At 63.4% G+C, this 17,865-nt stretch carries 16 protein-coding genes; 11 read left to right on the top strand and 5 right to left on the bottom strand.

The features are described 5' to 3' along the window. Nucleotides 1-178: 178 nt before the first annotated feature. The 3 genes from SJY20_RS14670 to SJY20_RS14680 all read left to right on the top strand — a co-directional run bounded on the left by SJY20_RS14670 (nucleotide 179) and on the right by SJY20_RS14680 (nucleotide 2,935). The gene (locus tag SJY20_RS14670) at nucleotides 179-559 is read left to right on the top strand and encodes a hypothetical protein (protein ID WP_380787653.1); all 381 of its coding nucleotides are present in this window, start codon (nucleotides 179-181) and stop codon (nucleotides 557-559) included. Nucleotides 560-571: 12 nt separating this feature from the next. Beyond that, nucleotides 572-1,645 carry a GSCFA domain-containing protein gene (locus SJY20_RS14675; RefSeq protein WP_380787654.1) on the top strand — a complete coding sequence of 358 codons (1,074 nt, stop codon included), beginning with the start codon at nucleotides 572-574 and terminating at the stop codon, nucleotides 1,643-1,645. Between the two features lie 144 nt (nucleotides 1,646-1,789). Continuing rightward, nucleotides 1,790-2,935 (top strand): hypothetical protein, encoded by a 1,146-nt coding sequence (locus SJY20_RS14680; RefSeq protein WP_380787655.1) that lies wholly within the window; start codon nucleotides 1,790-1,792, stop codon nucleotides 2,933-2,935. 47 nt (nucleotides 2,936-2,982) lie between these two features. On the opposite strand, the gene SJY20_RS14685 is transcribed toward SJY20_RS14680, so the two are convergent. After that, nucleotides 2,983-3,840 (bottom strand): phosphotransferase family protein, encoded by an 858-nt coding sequence (locus tag SJY20_RS14685; protein WP_380787656.1) that lies wholly within the window; start codon nucleotides 3,838-3,840, stop codon nucleotides 2,983-2,985. 147 nt (nucleotides 3,841-3,987) lie between these two features. Here SJY20_RS14685 and SJY20_RS14690 point away from each other — a divergent pair, with 147 nt between their 5' ends. From SJY20_RS14690 to SJY20_RS14710, 5 genes are all read left to right on the top strand, one after another. Then, a complete protein-coding gene (locus SJY20_RS14690; RefSeq protein ID WP_380787657.1) occupies nucleotides 3,988-5,163 on the top strand; it encodes a polysaccharide biosynthesis/export family protein in 1,176 nt (391 codons plus the stop codon). Nucleotides 5,164-5,484: 321 nt separating this feature from the next. Then, nucleotides 5,485-6,648: a lipopolysaccharide biosynthesis protein gene (locus tag SJY20_RS14695; protein WP_380787658.1), complete on the top strand. Its 1,164-nt coding sequence runs from the start codon at nucleotides 5,485-5,487 to the stop codon at nucleotides 6,646-6,648. Between the two features lie 212 nt (nucleotides 6,649-6,860). Further along, nucleotides 6,861-7,871: an SIS domain-containing protein gene (locus SJY20_RS14700; protein WP_380787659.1), complete on the top strand. Its 1,011-nt coding sequence runs from the start codon at nucleotides 6,861-6,863 to the stop codon at nucleotides 7,869-7,871. Continuing rightward, nucleotides 7,868-8,674: a 3-deoxy-manno-octulosonate cytidylyltransferase gene (kdsB, locus tag SJY20_RS14705; RefSeq protein WP_380788729.1), complete on the top strand. Its 807-nt coding sequence runs from the start codon at nucleotides 7,868-7,870 to the stop codon at nucleotides 8,672-8,674. The genes SJY20_RS14700 and kdsB overlap by 4 nt, the downstream gene beginning before the upstream one ends. Beyond that, nucleotides 8,671-9,249, top strand: a complete 579-nt coding sequence (locus SJY20_RS14710; RefSeq protein ID WP_380787660.1) for a histidine phosphatase family protein — start codon at nucleotides 8,671-8,673, stop codon at nucleotides 9,247-9,249. Before kdsB ends, SJY20_RS14710 begins: the two co-directional genes overlap by 4 nt. Nucleotides 9,250-9,259: 10 nt before the next feature. Here the strand turns inward: SJY20_RS14710 and kdsA are convergent, their stop codons facing one another. After that, the gene (gene kdsA, locus SJY20_RS14715; RefSeq protein ID WP_380787661.1) at nucleotides 9,260-10,093 is read right to left on the bottom strand and encodes a 3-deoxy-8-phosphooctulonate synthase; all 834 of its coding nucleotides are present in this window, start codon (nucleotides 10,091-10,093) and stop codon (nucleotides 9,260-9,262) included. Continuing rightward, a complete protein-coding gene (locus SJY20_RS14720) occupies nucleotides 10,090-10,383 on the bottom strand; it encodes a hypothetical protein (protein ID WP_380787662.1) in 294 nt (97 codons plus the stop codon). Before SJY20_RS14720 ends, kdsA begins: the two co-directional genes overlap by 4 nt. 21 nt (nucleotides 10,384-10,404) lie before the next feature. Between SJY20_RS14720 and SJY20_RS14725 the strand changes: the two genes are divergently transcribed. Genes SJY20_RS14725 through SJY20_RS14735 form a run of 3 tightly spaced genes read left to right on the top strand, consistent with a single transcriptional unit; the run spans nucleotide 10,405 to nucleotide 13,888 of the window. Then, nucleotides 10,405-11,529, top strand: coding sequence for a hypothetical protein (locus SJY20_RS14725; protein WP_380787663.1), 1,125 nt, complete (start codon nucleotides 10,405-10,407; stop codon nucleotides 11,527-11,529). Then, nucleotides 11,526-12,908 (top strand): cytochrome P450, encoded by a 1,383-nt coding sequence (locus SJY20_RS14730; protein WP_380787664.1) that lies wholly within the window; start codon nucleotides 11,526-11,528, stop codon nucleotides 12,906-12,908. Before SJY20_RS14725 ends, SJY20_RS14730 begins: the two co-directional genes overlap by 4 nt. Next, on the top strand, nucleotides 12,905-13,888 hold the full coding sequence (locus SJY20_RS14735) for an NAD-dependent epimerase/dehydratase family protein (protein WP_380787665.1): 984 nt from the start codon (nucleotides 12,905-12,907) through the stop codon (nucleotides 13,886-13,888). Before SJY20_RS14730 ends, SJY20_RS14735 begins: the two co-directional genes overlap by 4 nt. Nucleotides 13,889-13,978: 90 nt before the next feature. Here SJY20_RS14735 and SJY20_RS14740 read toward each other — a convergent pair whose 3' ends face one another. Next, complete coding sequence (locus tag SJY20_RS14740; RefSeq protein WP_380787666.1) at nucleotides 13,979-16,105, bottom strand: hypothetical protein; 2,127 nt, start codon at nucleotides 16,103-16,105, stop codon at nucleotides 13,979-13,981. Between the two features lie 590 nt (nucleotides 16,106-16,695). Next, a complete protein-coding gene (locus SJY20_RS14745; RefSeq protein WP_380787667.1) occupies nucleotides 16,696-17,844 on the bottom strand; it encodes a PepSY-associated TM helix domain-containing protein in 1,149 nt (382 codons plus the stop codon). Nucleotides 17,845-17,865: the final 21 nt, after the last annotated feature.

Raw genomic sequence — 17,865 nt, forward strand, 5'->3', positions numbered from 1 at the left:
ACTTGAGCTAGCAGGCGACGGCCAATTCGACGCGATTGTGACCTCTATACTTGGGGCTGAGCATTATATATGGTCGATTCAAGGTCAAGAGCGCGCGTTTGACGTTATACTCCCATTTGCGAGCAACCTACCTCGCATTTCGGGATCGGAACTGGTACCCTTTGCTGCTCTATATTGTATGGTAAAGGACGCCATAGGCTCGTATTTGCAGTTTAATAAGAGACTATCTGACATATCGTCTTTACCCGTATTTCAGATTTTACCGCCTCCTCCAGTCTTTGACGACGAAAAGATTCTTCAGAATTCTGCGGAACCGCTGAAGACGATGCTACTGGACAACGGCGTGCCAAATGCGATTATTCGATACAAGATGTGGCTGCTTTGGATCTACGTTGCAAAAGAAATTGCAACAGAACGGGGTGTGGGCATCATTCCCACGCCTAAAGAGGCCGCCGATGAAAACGGATTCCTAAAATTGGAGTATGCGCGTGACGGCGTGCACGCCAATGCGACTCTCGGGCTGCTAACCTGGCGTGAGATCAATACTTTCTTTTCCTGATTGGAGCTCTATATGGCCTCGCATCCCTACAAGGCCCTTCCGAAACAGGCATTCTGGCGTGCATCGGTAGCCGAACCTGTTCCCGGTGCCGTTGATCCCGTTGGTCCGGTCAAGTTTGTGTTGTCGCGAACCGACAAAGTTGCCACGGCGGGAAGTTGCTTTGCGCAGCACATAGCCAGGCATCTGAGCCAATCCGGGTTTAACTATCTGGTCACCGAACAGGCCCATCCGCTACTGTCGAAGCCGATAGCCGATAAATTTGGCTACGGGCTTTTCACTGCACGGTACGCAAATATCTATACCTCTCGGCAGATGATACAGTTGCTCCAACGTGCCTACGGCATGTTCGTCCCCACGGAGGACATATGGCCGGGTCCGGAAGGCGCGCTAATAGATCCGTTTCGGCCGCAAATTCAACCGGGCGGTTTTCCAACGCGAGAAGAATATGACGCCGATCGGGAACAACACTTCGCGGCAATCCGGCTCGCGATCGAGACACTCGACTGCTTGGTTTTCACACTGGGTTTGACCGAATGTTGGCTGTCGCGTGAGGATGGCGCAGCCTATCCACTGTGCCCTGGCGTATCCGGTGGAAGCTATGATGACGACCGGTACATGTTCTACAACTTGACTGTAAGCGATGTACTGGCCGACCTGCAGGCAATACACCAGTTTGTCACGGAGAGAAATCCTACAGCACGTATCATTCTGACCGTATCCCCAGTCCCGTTGGCGGCATCGGCTTCAGGCGAACATGTTTTGACGGCAACGACCTATTCCAAATCCGTTTTGCGGGCCGCGGCGGGCGAATTTGCGCTCGGTCGGACAGATGTCGCATATTTCCCATCCTATGAGATCATTACTGGCAGCTTCAACCAAGGCGCCTATTTTGAGCCCGACTTGAGGTCTGTAACAGAAGAGGGTGTGTCCCACGTCATGAGACTGTTCTTGGCTCACTATACCTCTGCAGACAACGATACAGAGACTAAGACACCGGAACCCACAGTTGCGAAAAGCAGGCCAAGAACAACGCAGGAATTGGTGGCAGTCGTGTGCGAAGAAGAGATTCTTCAAGAATTCGGTTAGTCAGTTCGCCGCAAGAAACGGTATAGAACCGATCCTTTTGGGAGTTCTCCGTATTATCAGACCGCAGCCTGATACGGCAACATTACGGTAATTTCAGATCCCATTCCTGGTGCCGAATTTTTTTACTTATAGAGTTTATTCTAAGTGACTGTTCGTATCGCAAAACAATCTAATGTCGCGGCGCTGTTTCGGAGTCGCTTGGGGGCAGTCTCGACAGAAACCTATTTACGCAATGAGGAACTGGTTAATATCGTTGGATCGCTGATTGAAACGCACGCTGCTAGCGAAGTGGCGACGTTGCAAGAGCGGATCATGCTCGAAGAGGCGTTGCGTCCAGTCGAAGAATTGCGCTTCGCCATTACCAACATTGCGCTCGACGAATTTGCCGGATCCGAACTGTGGACGCTGGAAATGGCGGCATACATGCACCGCCTTGGCGTACCGACGCTGGTATACTCCCCCCGTATCGGAAGAGTCGCCAGCGTCTTCGGCTCACAGGGCTTCGTGTTGACCGACGACCCTGCCGTCGTTCGCAAGTTTGCGCCGAACGTGTTGCATATTCATCATCATGCCGAAACCCGCGCAGCGCGTCGGATGGTCGGTCCGGAGTGCCGAACGATCAACATGATCCACGGCCTGTTGCCCCTGCCGGAATGGCCTGGCCCGGAGATGGACGTTTATCTGGCGGTCTCGCTGCATGCGAAAGCCAAGGGCGCGTTGCTCGGTCCGCCGACATGGAACGATATCATGCTCGTGCCGAATTTTTTCGATCCACGGCGGTTCGGTACGCGAAAAGCACGAAAGCGCTCGGGAGCGCTGATCCATTCCAGTCGTGCGACGACCGCCTATGTTGAACAGATGCGCGCATTGCTGAAACGGCACGGCCTCGCCGTCGATCAGATAGGGTATGGAAGCGCCGTCAAGGAACGCCCCGAGACCGTGCTGCCACGATATCGCGTCGTCTTCGCCGTTGGTCGTTCGGCTATCGAGGCCATAGCTAGTGGATGTCGTGTAATCCTATGGGATCATGGGATCGTCGGCCCGGCGATCACGGTAACAAATTTCTGGCATGCCCTAGCCGCCAATTTTTCGGTTGCAGGGAGCGTTCTTCCCTTCGTCATGCCGGACGATTCCACCATAGACGACTGGTTGGCTGGACAGTTGGCGATGCCCGACGACACTGAAGCCTTGCGCTTGCTGGTTCAACGATACCTGACTGTGGACGCCATCGGTGCACGCATGGTAAAAATCTACACCAACCGTTCGGATGCACCTAGCGCAAGTCAATGACCGGATTTGCGAGGCTGTTTTGCTCACGTTGCTGATGGACACTTTAGTCAGCGTCCCCGGCGTGCCATCCGGTCGATGGCGCGCTGCAAGCCAGGGACGAACATGGTGCCCTGCCCCTGCATCCAGCCGACCGCGACCGGCAGGCGCCATCGCATGACATCGGCACGGCGCCGGCCGGACATCAGGCAGTAACAGGCCAAATACCATTCGGCGGAGACGTGCCGCATGATCCGCACCGGCGGAACCCGCCGCATGAACCGGCCATATTTGCCGTACCGGATCAGCAGTTCGCTCCGCGCCGCGTCCGCCTCCGGCGGGCCGATCGTCGCCTTCGCCCAGTCGATCGTCGCAAGCCCAGCGGGCGTGTCGATCATGTTTCCAAGATGCAGGTCGCCGTGACAAAGGCGATCGTCGTCCGTCGTACCTGTCAGCATCGCGCGCGCCGCTGCGATGCCGCGCGCGCCGGCCACCGACGTCGCGATCCGCTGTGCGAGAACGACACCAGTGGGTGGCAGAGCACCCGCGACGACAGAAGTACGGTGCATGCGGCTCTGCCAGAGCGCCAGCTTGAACAGCGCGAGTGTCATCCCGACGGGGCTCTTGGCTACCTTTCGCAGCACGACCGCGCCGACCAGATGATCCATGATTAGACCGTGACGGTTCCCGACCCGCACGATCTTGATAGGACGCGCGACGCATAGGCCGAGCGAACGCGCCGCCGCGCTGCCCGCGAACTCGCGTTCGGCGGTATGGCGTTCGACATGCGCGAAGAAAAGTTTGACGACGGCGCCACGTCGTAGCCTGAGGACGGTCGCACTTTCCCCCGTTCCGACGATCTCCCGGCCGGCTTCCGACAGGGTCGCGGCATCGTCGCCAGGTGGGTTGCGATCGTTCGGACTGCTCATTCCATCGCGGTCCTATCGCCGTTTGACCAAGCCGCATAGGTGAAGCCTCCGGACACGATAAGATCCCCGCCCACACGCCACGCCTTGATTTGATCGAGCCAGTGTGGTGTGACCCGCGCTCTGATTTTCCAATGGGTGACCTCATAAATGTACGGTTCGCGCGCGACGAGCGGCCTGGCTCTCGTTGCATCGATATCTCTCGCCGGTTGCTCGACCCTGCCCAGCAGCGGACCGACTGCCGGGCAGATCGCGTCCAAGGAACGCCAGCTGGCGTCGACGATCGGCTATGCCGTCGTCGATTTGAACGACGGCGGCACTTTGCCACCCTCACAGGACAACCCATCGCTGCGTAAACTGGCAGCGCTCGCGCGCAGCGGCCGCGTCGATCTGGTCGGCCCTGGCGACATCCTGCAGATCACGTTGTTCGAGATCGGCGTCTCGTTGTTCGGATCGACCCCTACCGCTGGTTTCCAGGGCGCGGTTAGCGACCCTAGCGCCCGAGCGCAGACGCTGAGTGGCATCGTCGTCGAGCAGGACGGACATATCCGCTTGCCCTATATCGGTCGGCTGGCGGTCGCGGGACGGACGCCCGACGAGATCCAGCGGATGATCGTCAACGGCCTTCGAGGCAAGTCGCAGGCCCCGCAGGCACTGGTCACCGTAACACGTGACATGACGAACACGGTCGTTGTCAGTGGCGCGGCGGCGAAGCCGGGTCGCGTGCAGCTTACGCTGGTGCGCGAACGCCTGCTCGATGCGATCGCGGGATCGGGCGGCACGGGTCTTAGCAATGCAGAGGGTCCGCAGAGCACGATCGTCCAGTTCACGCGCCAAGGCATTACCGCCGAAGCCTATCTACAGGACATCGTCGCGGGATCTGCGGCGGACCTGGTGCTCGTGCCGGGCGATCGCATCAACCTGATCAAGCGCCCACTCAGCTATCTCGTGTTCGGTGCTGCAGGTCGGGTCTCGCAGATTCCGTTCGACACAAACGCGGTTTCGCTGGCCGAAGCGGTCGCGCGAGCGGGCGGTCCGGACGACAATCGTGCGGATCCGACGGCCGTGTTCCTGTTCCGCGACGCCGGATCCACCGCGTCCGCGACGCCCGGAGCACTACCGGCGGCAACGATCGGAACGGCTCCGATCGTCTATCGTTTGGACATGACCAAGCCGTCGAGCTACTTTCTGGCTCAGCGTTTCGTGATGCGTGACAAGGACGTGATCTACATCGCAAACGCGCGCATCAACCAGACCCGCAAGCTGGTCGAGATCGTCAATTTGCTGTTCACCCCCGTCTTTACCGCACGCGCGATCGCGCAATAGGCAAACTGCCGGTTCGCACTCATGTCGGCCCGGCAGACGGCTAGGTCCACTGTGCGACCGTCCGTGGCTAGGACGATGGACGGTTTGCGCAATCTGCTTTAATGCGGTGATCATGTATTCTTCTCCAGTCATTGCGCAGAACCAATTCGGCGCGAGCCTCATGACGGGGTTGAAAGAGGATACGTGCCTAATCGGGCCGCTGGCGTTACCGTTCATAACCGGCGCATCGACTCACAACACGCACACGCCGGAGCGGATGACGTGCCTACTCCGGCGACGCCTCTCAATACGCTAGACGGTCAAGAAAAGGGCATACGAAGCATGCATGGAGTCATCGGTCCGATCGGACGAGACGCGGACGCCCGTGGCGTATCCGTCCTGCAGCGACTGAGGACGCGCCTTTGGGAGCTTCGCGCGTTCCTCGCGATCGTCGTCATCCCGACCGCGCTGGTTGGTTTTTATTACTACGTCATTGCGTCCGATCAATATGTCTCGGAAGCGCATTTCATCGTCCGCCAAGCCGAGCAGCCGACGCCGAGCATTGGCGGAATGGGCGTGCTGTCCGTGCTGACTGGCGGCGAGCATTCGTCTCCCGAGGCGATGAGCGTAGCTGACTATCTCACCTCGCACGACGTCGTTAGCGCGCTTAACGCCAACGGGGCGTTGACATCGCGCTATTCGCGTCCCGACGTAGATTCGTGGTCGGCCTTGCGTACGTCGGGTCTAACGCCCGAGAAGCTGCTGAAATATTTCCTGGCCATGACCAAGATCGACTTTAACAGCTCGTCGGGAATCACGACCGTGCAGGCACGGGCATTCACGCCGCAGGACGCTTACACGATCGCCACGGGGCTGATGAAGCTAGGCGATCAGCGGGTCAATTCACTGAACGATCAGGTCCAGAGCGACACGGTTGCGTCGGCGCGTCGGCAGTTGGTGGCCGCGGAGCAGGCAATGAACCGAGCTCAGGCAGACATAACCCGGTTCCGCGCGGTCAACAATGACATTGACCCGACCGGGACGGGCAATGCGCAGACGCAGCTCGTGACGACGCTGACCGGTGCACTGACAGGTGCTCGCGCCCAACTGCAGAACATGGGCCAGTCGGTCAGCCGCGACAGCCCGCAATATGTCGCGCTGTCACGGCAAGTCCAAGCAATGGAGGCGCAGTTGGCCGCACAATCGCGCCGGTTGGCCGGCTCAGGTCGTACCATAGCGTCGCAGGTTGCTTCTTACAACGCTCTACAATTGCGGCAGGAGTTCGCTGCGAAACGCTATTCGGCAACCGCGGCAGCAGTCGATGCGGCGCAGGAACAGGTTAAAAAGAAACAACTTTATCTGGTCCGCGTGGTCAATCCGAACATGCCCGTTAAGCCGCTGTACCCACAACGCGGTCGTATTGTAGCCACGGTGCTAATTTCGCTCCTGCTTATTTATGGGGTTGGCTGGCTGCTAGTTGCAGGCGTTCGCGAGCACGCCATCTGATCGGGGCCAAAGAACGCGCGAGACCGGCGGACCGCCCGTGAGCGGTGGATTGCCCGTCGTGCGGGCATGGGAGTCACCGTTTGTTCGACCTCGGCCCCGCTGGGTCGGGGTGGCGTAATGATCGGCGAATGGTAGACTGGTCGACCGTTGCGGACCGTTGATCAAAGCCGGATCGTGACGGCCACTAGCGGTTTGACAAGGAGTGTGCGGACGTGGCGACCATTCTAAAGGCGGCGGCACGGGTTGATCGCCCGTCCCGGACAAGGGACGCCGCCCTGCGGACTCTGCGGATTGCAGCCAAGGGCATCGACGCGTTGGCGGATCGCCTTGGCGAGACGGTGTTCGCGGACATCTTCGACGACTTGGTACACCAGATTTTCGCGCTGAGTGGTCGAGTTATCATTACTGGCATGGGCAAGAGCGGGATTATCGCGCGCAAGATCACGGCGACATTGACCTCGACGGGCACGCCAGCGATGTTTCTCCACCCCGCAGAAGCAGGGCACGGCGACCTTGGCATGATCACCGAGAACGATCTGGTCCTGATGATTACTCGGTCAGGCGAGAGCTTGGAGCTCATCCCAATTATTGCCTATTGCAAGCGGTTCGGGATCCCGCTGGCTTGCATGACGTCGCGCCCGGACAGCATGGCTGGGCGCGCTGGAGATTTATGCCTTCAGCTACCGGCCGTTCGCGAGGCGTGTCCGAACGCGTTGACGCCGACCACCTCGACCACCCTGCAACTGGTCTTAGGCGACGCTCTCGCGATGGCGTTGATTGAACTGCGGGGATTTTCGACCGATGATTTCTATAAATTTCATCCTAACGGCCGGCTCGGCGCGCAGTTGCTAAAAGTCGAAGACCTGATGGCGACGGGAGACGATGTCCCGCACGTCTATGCCGATGCGACACTGCTCGATGCGACCATCGAAATGACCCGTGCGCGCTATGGCAGCACCGCGGTGATCGACGAGGACAACATGCTGCTCGGGGCCTTTACCGATGGCGATCTGCGCCGGACGATCACGGGTGGTTGCACCATGGATGCGCGCGTCGGCGACCTGATGACGCGAACCCCGTTGACGATCGCGCCGGGCGAACTCGCATCCGAGGCGCTGCGCCGGATGCAGGAGAAGAGCGTCATGATGCTGTTCGTTGCGAAGGCCGGGCGGCTCGAGGGCGTCATCCACATGCACGATACGCTGCGCGCAGGCATCGCCTGAGCATTCTCGTCGTCATTCCGGCGCGGGGGCCGTCGACGCGGCTGCCGATGAAGCCGTTGCGGATGATTGCCGGGCGGAGCCTGTTGCATCGGACCATCGATCTGGCGCGGCGTTCGGTGGCGGGCGACGTACGGATCGTCGTCGCGACCGACGATGCGCGGATTGCCGAGCATGCCGGACTCGCCGGGATCGAGGCGGTCATGACCGACGCGGCGATCACGTCGGGGTCGGGCCGCGCGCTTGCCGCCGCCCGTGCGACCGAGGCGGCAGAGGATGCGATCGTCATCAACCTGCAGGGCGACGCCCCGTTCCAGCCGGTCGGCGCGCTGCCGGCGGTGATCGCGGCGTTGCGTGACGGGAGCGCGGACGTCGCAACCCCGGTGGTCCGGCTCGACTGGCCCGCACTCGATGCGCTGCGCCTGCACAAGCAGCGCGCGCCGTTCAGCGGCACGACCTGCGTCCGCGACACTGCCGGGCGGGCGCTGTGGTTCTCCAAGACGATCCTGCCGGCGATGCGCGACGAGGCTTCGTTGCGCGCCGCGACGGCCTTGTCGCCGGTGCTTCGCCATGTCGGGCTCTATGGGTACCGCCTGCCCGCGCTGGAACGCTACGAGGCTGCGGCGCCGACCGAACTCGAACGGCTGGAGGGGCTCGAACAGCTGCGGTTGCTCGACCTGCATCTGACGATCGACGCGGTCGAGGTCGCGCCCGCCGGGTTCGACATATCGGGGATCGACACCGAAGCCGATATCGTCCGCGCCGAAGCCCTGATCGCGCAGCACGGCGATCCGTTCGGGACGTGAGCGGGCGGATCATCATCGCACGGCATGGCAACACGTTCGCGGCGGACGAGGCGCCAAGGCGGATCGGCGCGCGGACCGACCTGCCGCTGGTCGCCTCCGGTCGCGCGCAGGCGATCGCGCTGGGCGCACATTTCCGCACACGCGGGCTGGACTTCGCGCACTGCTTGACCAGCCCGTTGCGGCGGACGCGGGAGACCGCGGCGCTGGTGCTGGACGGCGCACCCTGTCCGATCGAGGCCGCGGACTGGCTGGTCGAAATCGATCACGGACCCGACGAAGGACGCACCGAAGACGAGGTCCGCGCGCGGATCGGGTCGGACGCGCTGGCGGCGTGGGAGCGCGATGCGACCCCGCCGATCGACTGGACGGTGAATGCCGAAGCGCGCCGCGCCGCATGGGCGTTGTGCTTCGGCGAGGCCGCCGCGCTCGGCGGAACGATGCTGGTCGTCACCAGCAACGGCGCCGCCCGCTTCGCCGCACCGGGTGCGGGACGACTGCGCACCGGCGCGTATGGCGAAGTCGTGATTTCGGCGAATGCCCCGCCTCAGGTCGTGGCGTGGGACGTGCGCCCCTGACGCAAGGGGTTCAGCCCTTCGCCACCGCATCGATCGCGACCAGCTTGGCCAGCAGCGGCGCGATCCAGTCGAGCGGCAGCATGATCGGTCCATCCGACGGCGCGTTGTCGGGATCGTCGTGCGCCTCGGCGAATACCGCCGCGACACCGACCGCAACCGCCGCGCGCGCCAGCAGCGGCGCGAAGGTCCGGTCGCCGCCCGACGATTGGCCGCCTGCGCCCGGCGCCTGCACCGAATGCGTCGCATCGTACATCACCGGATAGCCGGTCGCCGCCATGATCGGCAGCGCGCGCATGTCGGATACCAGCGTGTTGTACCCGAAACTGGCACCACGATCGCACAGGATGATCCGGTCGTTGCCGGTCGAGGCGATCTTCGCCGCCACCGCCGCCATGTCCCACGGCGCGAGGAACTGACCCTTCTTGACGTTGACGACCTTGCCGCTCGCGCCTGCCGCGAGGAGCAGATCGGTCTGGCGGCTGAGGAACGCCGGGATCTGTAGAATGTCGACCGCCTGCGCGACCGCGCCGACCTGGTCGACCGCGTGGACGTCGGTCAGCACCGGGCAGCCGAGCGCGTCGCGCACATCGCTGAGCACACGCAGGCCCTCGTCCATGCCGATCCCGCGCTGCCCGGCGATCGAGGTGCGGTTGGCCTTGTCGTACGACGCCTTGAACACGAACGGCACGCCCGCGGTCCGCGCCTCTTCGGCCAGCCGGGTCGCGATCATCAGCGCATGGTCGCGGCTCTCGATCTGGCACGGCCCGCCGACGAACACGAACGGCAGGGCGTTGCCGAAGGTCACGTCGCCCACGGTTACATTCGTCATCTTGGGGGCCGTCATTTTGGTGCCTTCACGAAACGGCGGACCAATTGCCCGCGCCAGAGCCAGCGCCCCGGGTGATAGTTAAAGAAGAACCAGCCATACAGCGTGCAGCCGACCAGCGTCGGCACCGCCATCGGGTCGCCCTGCGATCGCATGTGCCGATACAACGCCATGTCCGCCGCGCGCCGCTCGCGCTCGCCGCCACCGCCGTTGATGCCATAGGCGTTGTCGTGCAGCCGGCAGCCGATGTTGCGGTTGAATTTCCGGTGGTCCAGAAAGTAGCAATAATCGCGCTCGCTCTCGGCCATGAGGTCCGATAGGCCCCTGCCATGACCGAGTTCAAGCGAAGAATCTTCTACATCGGCGGGTTCGATCCGCGCGGCGTGCGGTTCTACTACCACCTCCTGAAAGAACAGGTCGCGCGCTATGCGGCCAAGACCGGCGAGGACGTCGTGGTCTCGCCGCGGCAGAAGGCGTCGCCGGTCCGCAGCGACTGGACGGTACGCAACGCGACCCAGGACGTGACGACGGACTATACCTTCCTGCGCTGGGAGGACATCGTCCAGCAGGCGTGGATCAAGAACCCGCTACAGCTCGTCACCCGCGGCGCGCGGACCTACCTCGCCCATATCCGTCACCTCGATTTCAAATGGGCACGCGAACTGCCCAACGGGCCGCTGGTGACGATGTTCTATCCGCCGATCCTGGCGGTGGTGATCCCGTTGCTGATCGCGCTACCGCTGTTCCTCGTCGGGCTGATCTGGCTCAGCTGGTGGATCGCGTTGCTCGGCGGACTCGCGATAGGCATTGCAGCGGCACTGCCGATCCTCGGGCTGATCCGCGTGCCGTGGCTGATGCGGTTCTTCATCTTCAACAGCGAGCTCTGCACCGGCGAAGGCTCGCCCGAACTCCAGGCCCGCCTCGATGCCTTCGCCGAGGCGATGGACGCCGGGATCGACGGCGACGAGGACGAGATCCTGCTCGTCTCGCACAGCAACGGCTCGATCATCGCCATGCTGGCGCTCGACCGTTTGCTCGAACGCCGCGGCGGCGCGCTGCCAGCGCAGTTCGCCGTGCTCACCTACGGGCATTCGATTCCGCTGGTCGCCGGCCGCCGCGATGCGACGATCTTTCGCCGGCGGCTGGCGAACATCGCGGCGCGCGACTTCCACTGGGTCGATGTCGGGTCGCCGCCCGACGGTGCCGCGTTCCACGGCGTCAATCCGATGGTCACCGTGGCATCGGATCCGAAGCCGCGCATGGACCTGCTCAACCCGCGCTTCTACCGCTTCTACGATGCGGCGAACTACAAGACCGGCTTTGCCAGCAAGTACGAGGTCCACTTCGATTACCTGCGCGTCGCCGACCGCGTGAGCCCGATCGACCTGCCCAGCATCACCGCCAGCCGCCGCCCGATCGCCGCCGCGGTCGCCGCGTTCCGCGATATCCCGTGAGCGTCCGCTTCACCCCGCCCTTCCCGCGGCCGCATGCCAGCAAGTCGTCGATGCTGCTGCGCTTCTGGCGCGGCTGGCATTCGTGGATCCACGTGCTGTTCGAACGCAGCTACACGATGAAGATGGGCGAGATCCACACGCCTGCGCTCGACTTCTACATCGCCAACGAACTGCCGCTGGTCCGCCGGATCCTGGAAACCGAGTGGAAGCAGTTCCCGAAACACGATTTCCAGCACGACCTGCTGCTGCCGCTGATCGGCAATTCGGTGTTCTCGGCGAACGGCCAGGACTGGGAGGACCAGCGCCAGATGGTCAACCCGGCGTTCGGCCATACCGCGCTGAAGACGGTGTTCCCGATGATGTCCGACGCGGTCGACGACCTGATCGCGCATATCCGCGGGCTCGACCTGACCAGGCCGGTGCCGATCGACGTGCTGGTCACGCATCTGGCCGCCGATATTATCTATCGCACGCTGTTCTCGGTGGTGCTCGACACCGCCGGGTCACGCGAAATCTACGACGCGTTCCACGCCTACCAGAAGCATTCGCAGCGGGCGTCGACGCTGCGCATCTACGGGCTGCCGATGCTGGGCTTCCGGCGCCGTGCCGAAGCCGATGCGCGGCGGATCCATGCGGTGTTCGCGCCGATCGTCCACGCGCGCTACGCCGCCACGCACGAGCGCGGCGAGCGTGGCCACGATATCGTCCAGTCGCTGATCGACGCCCGCCATCCGCAGACCGGCGCGCCGTTCACCGAGGACGAGGTGATGGAACAGGTCGCTACGATCTTCCTCGCCGGCCACGAGACTTCGGCCAGCTCGATCACCTGGGCGGTCTACCTGATCGCGCGCGAACCCGACCTGCAAACGGCACTGCGCGACGAGGCCGAGACCGCATCGGGTGGCGGGCCGCTCGCCTACGAACATCTTCGCCAGCTGACTCGCATCAACAACGTGTTCCGCGAGACCCTGCGGCTCTACCCGCCGCTCGCCTTCCTCTCGCGCGAGGTGACCTGCCCCGTGCAGATGCGCGACAAGCATCTGAAACCCGGTGCGATGCTGGTCGTTTCGCCCTGGTTGGTGCAGCGCAATCGCGACAATTTCCCCGAGCCACACGGCTTCGATCCCGACCGGTTCGACGACCCGGACCAGGCATCGGCCTGCCGCCACGCCTATCTGCCGTTCGGCAAGGGACCGCGGATCTGCGTCGGCGCAGGCTTCGCGGTGCAGGAGGCCAAGCTCGCGATCGCCGGTCTGCTCCGCGCCTTCACCTTCGATACGGTCCCCGGCAAGACCCCCGAGCCGGTCAGCCGCCTGACGCTACGCGCAAAGGATGGCGTCCTGCTCAAACTCACGTCGATCGAAAAGGCCGCTGCGTGAAGATTCTCATCACCGGTGTCGCCGGGTTCATCGGCATGCACGTCGCGCAGGCGCTCCTAGCCCGCGGGGACCGCGTGGTCGGCATCGACAACCTCAACGACTATTATTCGGTCGACCTGAAACGCGCCCGTCTCGCTCGGCTCACCGGCGATTTCGCGTTCCAACACGTCGACTTCGCCGACCACGCCGCACTCGACACCGCGCTAGGCGGCGAGCCGTTCGACCGCATCGTCCATCTCGGGGCGCAAGCGGGCGTGCGCTACTCGATCGACAATCCGCGCGCCTATGTACAGTCGAACCTCGTCGGCCACGTCAACATCCTCGAACTCGCCCGCACCCGCGGCGTCGCGCACCTCGTCTATGCGTCGTCCTCGTCGGTCTATGGCGGCAACACGACGCTGCCGTTCCGCGTCGAGGACCGCACCGACCACCCCGTCTCGCTCTACGCCGCCACCAAGAAGGCGGACGAACTGATGAGCGAGACCTATGCGCATTTGTATCGCCTGCCGCAGACCGGCCTGCGCTTCTTCACGGTCTATGGTCCGTGGGGCCGGCCCGACATGGCGCTGTGGCTGTTCACCCAGGCGATCCTCGAGGGGCGCCCGATCAAGGTCTTCAACCACGGCCGGATGCAGCGCGACTTCACCTATATCGACGATATCGTCAGCGGCGTTATCGCCGCGCTGGACCACGCGCCCACCGACGACGGCACCGCGAAACCCGGCGGCAGCACCGCACCGCACACGCTCTACAATATCGGCAACCACCGCTCGGAAGAACTCGGCCGGATGATCGACGTGCTGGAAGCCGCCTGCGGCCGCACCGCGATCCGCGACTACCAGCCGATGCAGGACGGCGACGTCCCTGCGACCTACGCCGACATCTCGGCGATCGCGGGCGACCTCGGCTATGCCCCTGTCACGGCGATCGACGTCGGGATCCCCCGCTTCGTCGAATGGTACCGCGGGTATGCTCGATAACTCTTCATCGCTCCGGACCTGTTCCGGCTCGATGGCGTGCGCACTCACCAGACGGTGGGCATGAGGCAGCGCCCGGCGGCGCGCCCTTTGTCATCGGATACCGGAGGTTGAGTCCATGTCCCCGGGCGTCTTCCAACCACCGAATACCGCCTTCAGACGATACGCCATCGACTGGCGTTCGGCATGGTCATCCCCGCGCCCTTTGATCTGAGCCGCAACGGCTGCCTGCAACGCGTCCTCGCGGTCGCGGAACTCACGCGCCTCCGCTGCAGAAGCCTCCTCTTGCGCAATGCGCGCTCGGTTCAGATCGGCGATCGTTGCGATCAGGCTTTCGATCTGGCCGGCATGGCTTGCAAGCGTCGCGTCGCGTTGCTCAAGTGCTTCGGTCAGCGCGGCAACTGATTGCCTCAGTTCCGATTCGGTCTCTTGCAGCTGCGTTGCCTCGACCTGTAGCAAGCGCTGAGCGGTCGCAAACTGTTCAAGGCTCGCCTCTCGTTCGTCGGCCCGTACGGCCATGACCGCGACCTCTTCGGCATGCGTCCGTACCATCTCGTCGTTGCGATGCGTCAGTGCCGCGATCGTCTGCGCCGTGGCGGCATCACTTTCCACATTGGCCGCGCGCAACACCTCTATCTGTTGCAGCAACTCTGTCGTGCGGGCGGCCGCAGCTTCATGAGTCTGCGCCAAGGCTTCGCGCAGCCCTGCCATCGCCTGATCGGCCTGACGGGTCATATCCTGCGACCCGGCCACCTCGACGGCCAGCGCAGCCTCAAGCTCGGCTTCGCGCGCCTGCGACGCGACGAGCAGCGCGGTGCGCTCCTCCTCATAACGCGCCTCGACCATCGCCAGCGCGGCAGCATATTCGCGCGCTGCTTGCTCATTGGCGTCGGCCAGACCGTTCGCGTGGTGCATTAACGCGGTCTCACGATCGTGCCAGTCCGCGCGCGCGGCATCCACCTCGGCCGCGACTCTGGCGCTCTCGGCCGCCTGAACGGCTAGCGCCTCATTGGCCTCTGCATTAGCCCGTTGGAGATCGATGTTGGCATCGGACAGCGCTGCGATATGCGCCATCTTTGCATGATGATCGGCGTTCAACTCGGCCAGTTCGGCGGTGCGGATTTCCAATGTCCCGGACACGTCAGCCATGACGCGATTGGTCGCTTCGAGCGCCTCGTGGAGCGCTGCCATTTCCGCTTCGCGCTGATCGAGACTCGCTTGCGTCGCAAGCTGCACCTGCTCAGCCCCCGCAAACCGCTGCTCGGCGTCGCGGCGTAGTTCGTCGGCTTCCACGAACTGCGCGTTCAGTCGCGCAATATGGGCAAGCTGTTCGGCGTACACCCCATTCACCCGCTCGGTCTCAAGACGATACGCCTCGGCCGCGTACCCCGCCGCAATCGCACTGTCTTGTTCGCGCCGGAGCTGCTGCTCAATACCTAACGTCAGCGGGGTAATCGTCTGGTCGAGGTCGGAAAACCAGTTCTGAAGATCACGGCTGATGTCGACATTCGGGATTTCGCCGACGATCGACGCGTAGATATAGTCGGATAGCTCACTGATTGGCCGCAGATGATCGGGAATAGGCGGGATCGTCGATGCGTCGTTGTGCTTCAGCGCGGGGCGGACGAACGCATCCATCGCCGCGTGCGCCTGCGCCGTCCGCCGCGGCAATTCGATCCGCAGCTTCGTCTCGATGTCGTCGAGCACCGACGCTGGCCGGACGATCAGGTTGTCGTATCGACAAAAAACCCGGTCATGCCCACGCGTGAGCAATTCGGCGCTCGCGATGTACGCGCCCCAGAGTAGCAGTCCTTTGTCGAGCGCGAAGCCGTTCCGCTTACGCAGCGATGCGGCGACTTCCGTCGGCGGACGGACGGTGATGACGAACTTGCAGGAAAATCCCTCGGCCTCCAGCGCCTCGATCCAAAGGTCGGCGACCAGCGATATACGGGGCTCCTTCAGAACGATCAGCGACGCGGCGCCGTATTCTTCGCGGATGATGGTACGCGCGCCCTCGACGAACGGCGCGAGCGCGGCACGACGCGTGGCGTTTACTCCTAGCCCGAACGGCGAATCCCATGCGGCATCGAAGGCCGCCAGCACGGTATCGTTATAATCTGCGACGCTCTGTGGTTCCCAGTGGCCGGCTTCGTTACCGTACCCTGCGCGCATCAGTCCGTTCGGGAGCGTCGCCCCAGCCAACGATAACAAGCGCGCCATGGCTGAGCTACCCGACCGATGCATGCCGACGACAACGAGAGCAATACGTTCTGCCATGACACTGGAGTCCCCTAATACCCGCCTTTTTCTCGATCCGGCGGGACTTGTACACCCGTCCCCGAATGATTTTTCCCAACCAAATTCGACGTATGGCGCGAACATGTTGGCCGTGCGCAGGCTTCATCCCACCTGATTTATATCCACACATTGCGATAAAGCGTCATGGAGGGAGGTGGTCAGGAACTCCGTCGCGCAGTGAACCGTGTTTCCAGACGCCGTCTTAGTTCAGGTACTGCGGTCGCAGCGTAGATTAGAACGAGTGTGGGTAGAAAGCGCGCGTTCACCAGCACCAGGCCCTACCGCCAGCATGAAGCGCCCACAGCGGCTCCGTTGCTTGTCGCGTACTTCGCCGACCGTTTTGTACCGGCTCGAAGCAAGGGTCGTCTTGCGGCTTTGCAATATCGGTAATCACCGATCGGAGAACGCCGCCGATGATCGGGCCGCCAGATCCGCCTGCAGCCGCCCGGCGAGCCACGAGCCAAAGCCGTTGATCGCATCTTCAGGCGGCACCTGCCTGACCCGTACCGCGGTTACGCCGCCGTCGGAGCCGCGCGCTTCGCCTTCAGCTTGCGCTTCAGGTCGGCCTTCCAGCTGCGCGCGCGCCACCACATGATGATGCCGGTCACCGCGAGCACCGCAGGCAGGATGCCGCCGACGAAGATGATGACCTGCCAGACGATCCCCATGTCGGTGCCGTCGTGGATCCGCCGCATCCAGCGCGCGACGCCGCCTTGCGGGCGGGCGGGTGCGGCGGTGGCGCTGCCGGTGTCGTCGGCGACCTTGACCGCGATCGGGCGGCCCTGGCCCGCGAACGTCACGGTCCAGTCGGGGGTCCGGTCGGTCGGCCAGGCGATGCTCCGCAGCGGGGCGCCGGCGGCGAGCGGCGCGGCGCGCGCGATCACGACGCTCAGCGGTTGCGCCGGGGCCTTCAGCGGTTTCGCGCGGGCCATCGCCGCACGATCCGGCATGCCGCCCCCTGGACCGCCCCGCGGTCGCGATTCGCCGGCTATGCTGCCGAAGAACTGCGGGAAGGAAATCCAGGCGCCGGTCAGCGACAGCACGAACAGCGGCAGCGCGACCCAGAAGCCGAACAGATAGTGCAGGTTGGTGTCGGTGTTGCGATGCCGGTTATACCACAGCCCGCGCACCCATTTGCCGACCGTCGGCCACCACAGCCACAGCCCGGTGAAGCACGACACCATCATGAACACGCCGATCCACCCGACGATCTGGCGTCCGACACCGGGGACCTGCAGGCTGCCGTGGAGGACGTGGAGGAAGCGGACCAGCCCGGCGTTGCTGGCGGCGACCTGAAGCACGCGTGCGCTCGGCGGGTCGAGATAGACCATCGTCCGCACCGGCGGTCCGCCACGCGGCGGTCCGGCCTGCGCTGCGGGGGTTGCGGCGACTGTGACCGGGCCGCCATGCTCGGGCATCGCGATCTGCGCGATCCGCTGCTGCGGCCCGAGAACAGCCTTGGCCGCGGCGAGATAGATCGCGGGGTCGCGCGTCGTCGTGCCCGACACCGCATAGTGCGCCGGGTTGGCGATCCGGTCGAGCCCGTCGTGCCAGACCAAAGCCGCGCCGCTGACCGACAGCGGAATGATCAGGATCGCAAGGATCAGCCCGATCCATTTGTGGACCTGGAACCACGCCCGCCGCATCGCCAGTTTGCTCATTGTTTCCCCCTTGTCGCGTGC

This window comes from Sphingomonas sp. R86521, from assembly GCF_042466235.1.
Classification (GTDB): Bacteria; Pseudomonadota; Alphaproteobacteria; order Sphingomonadales; family Sphingomonadaceae; genus Sphingomonas.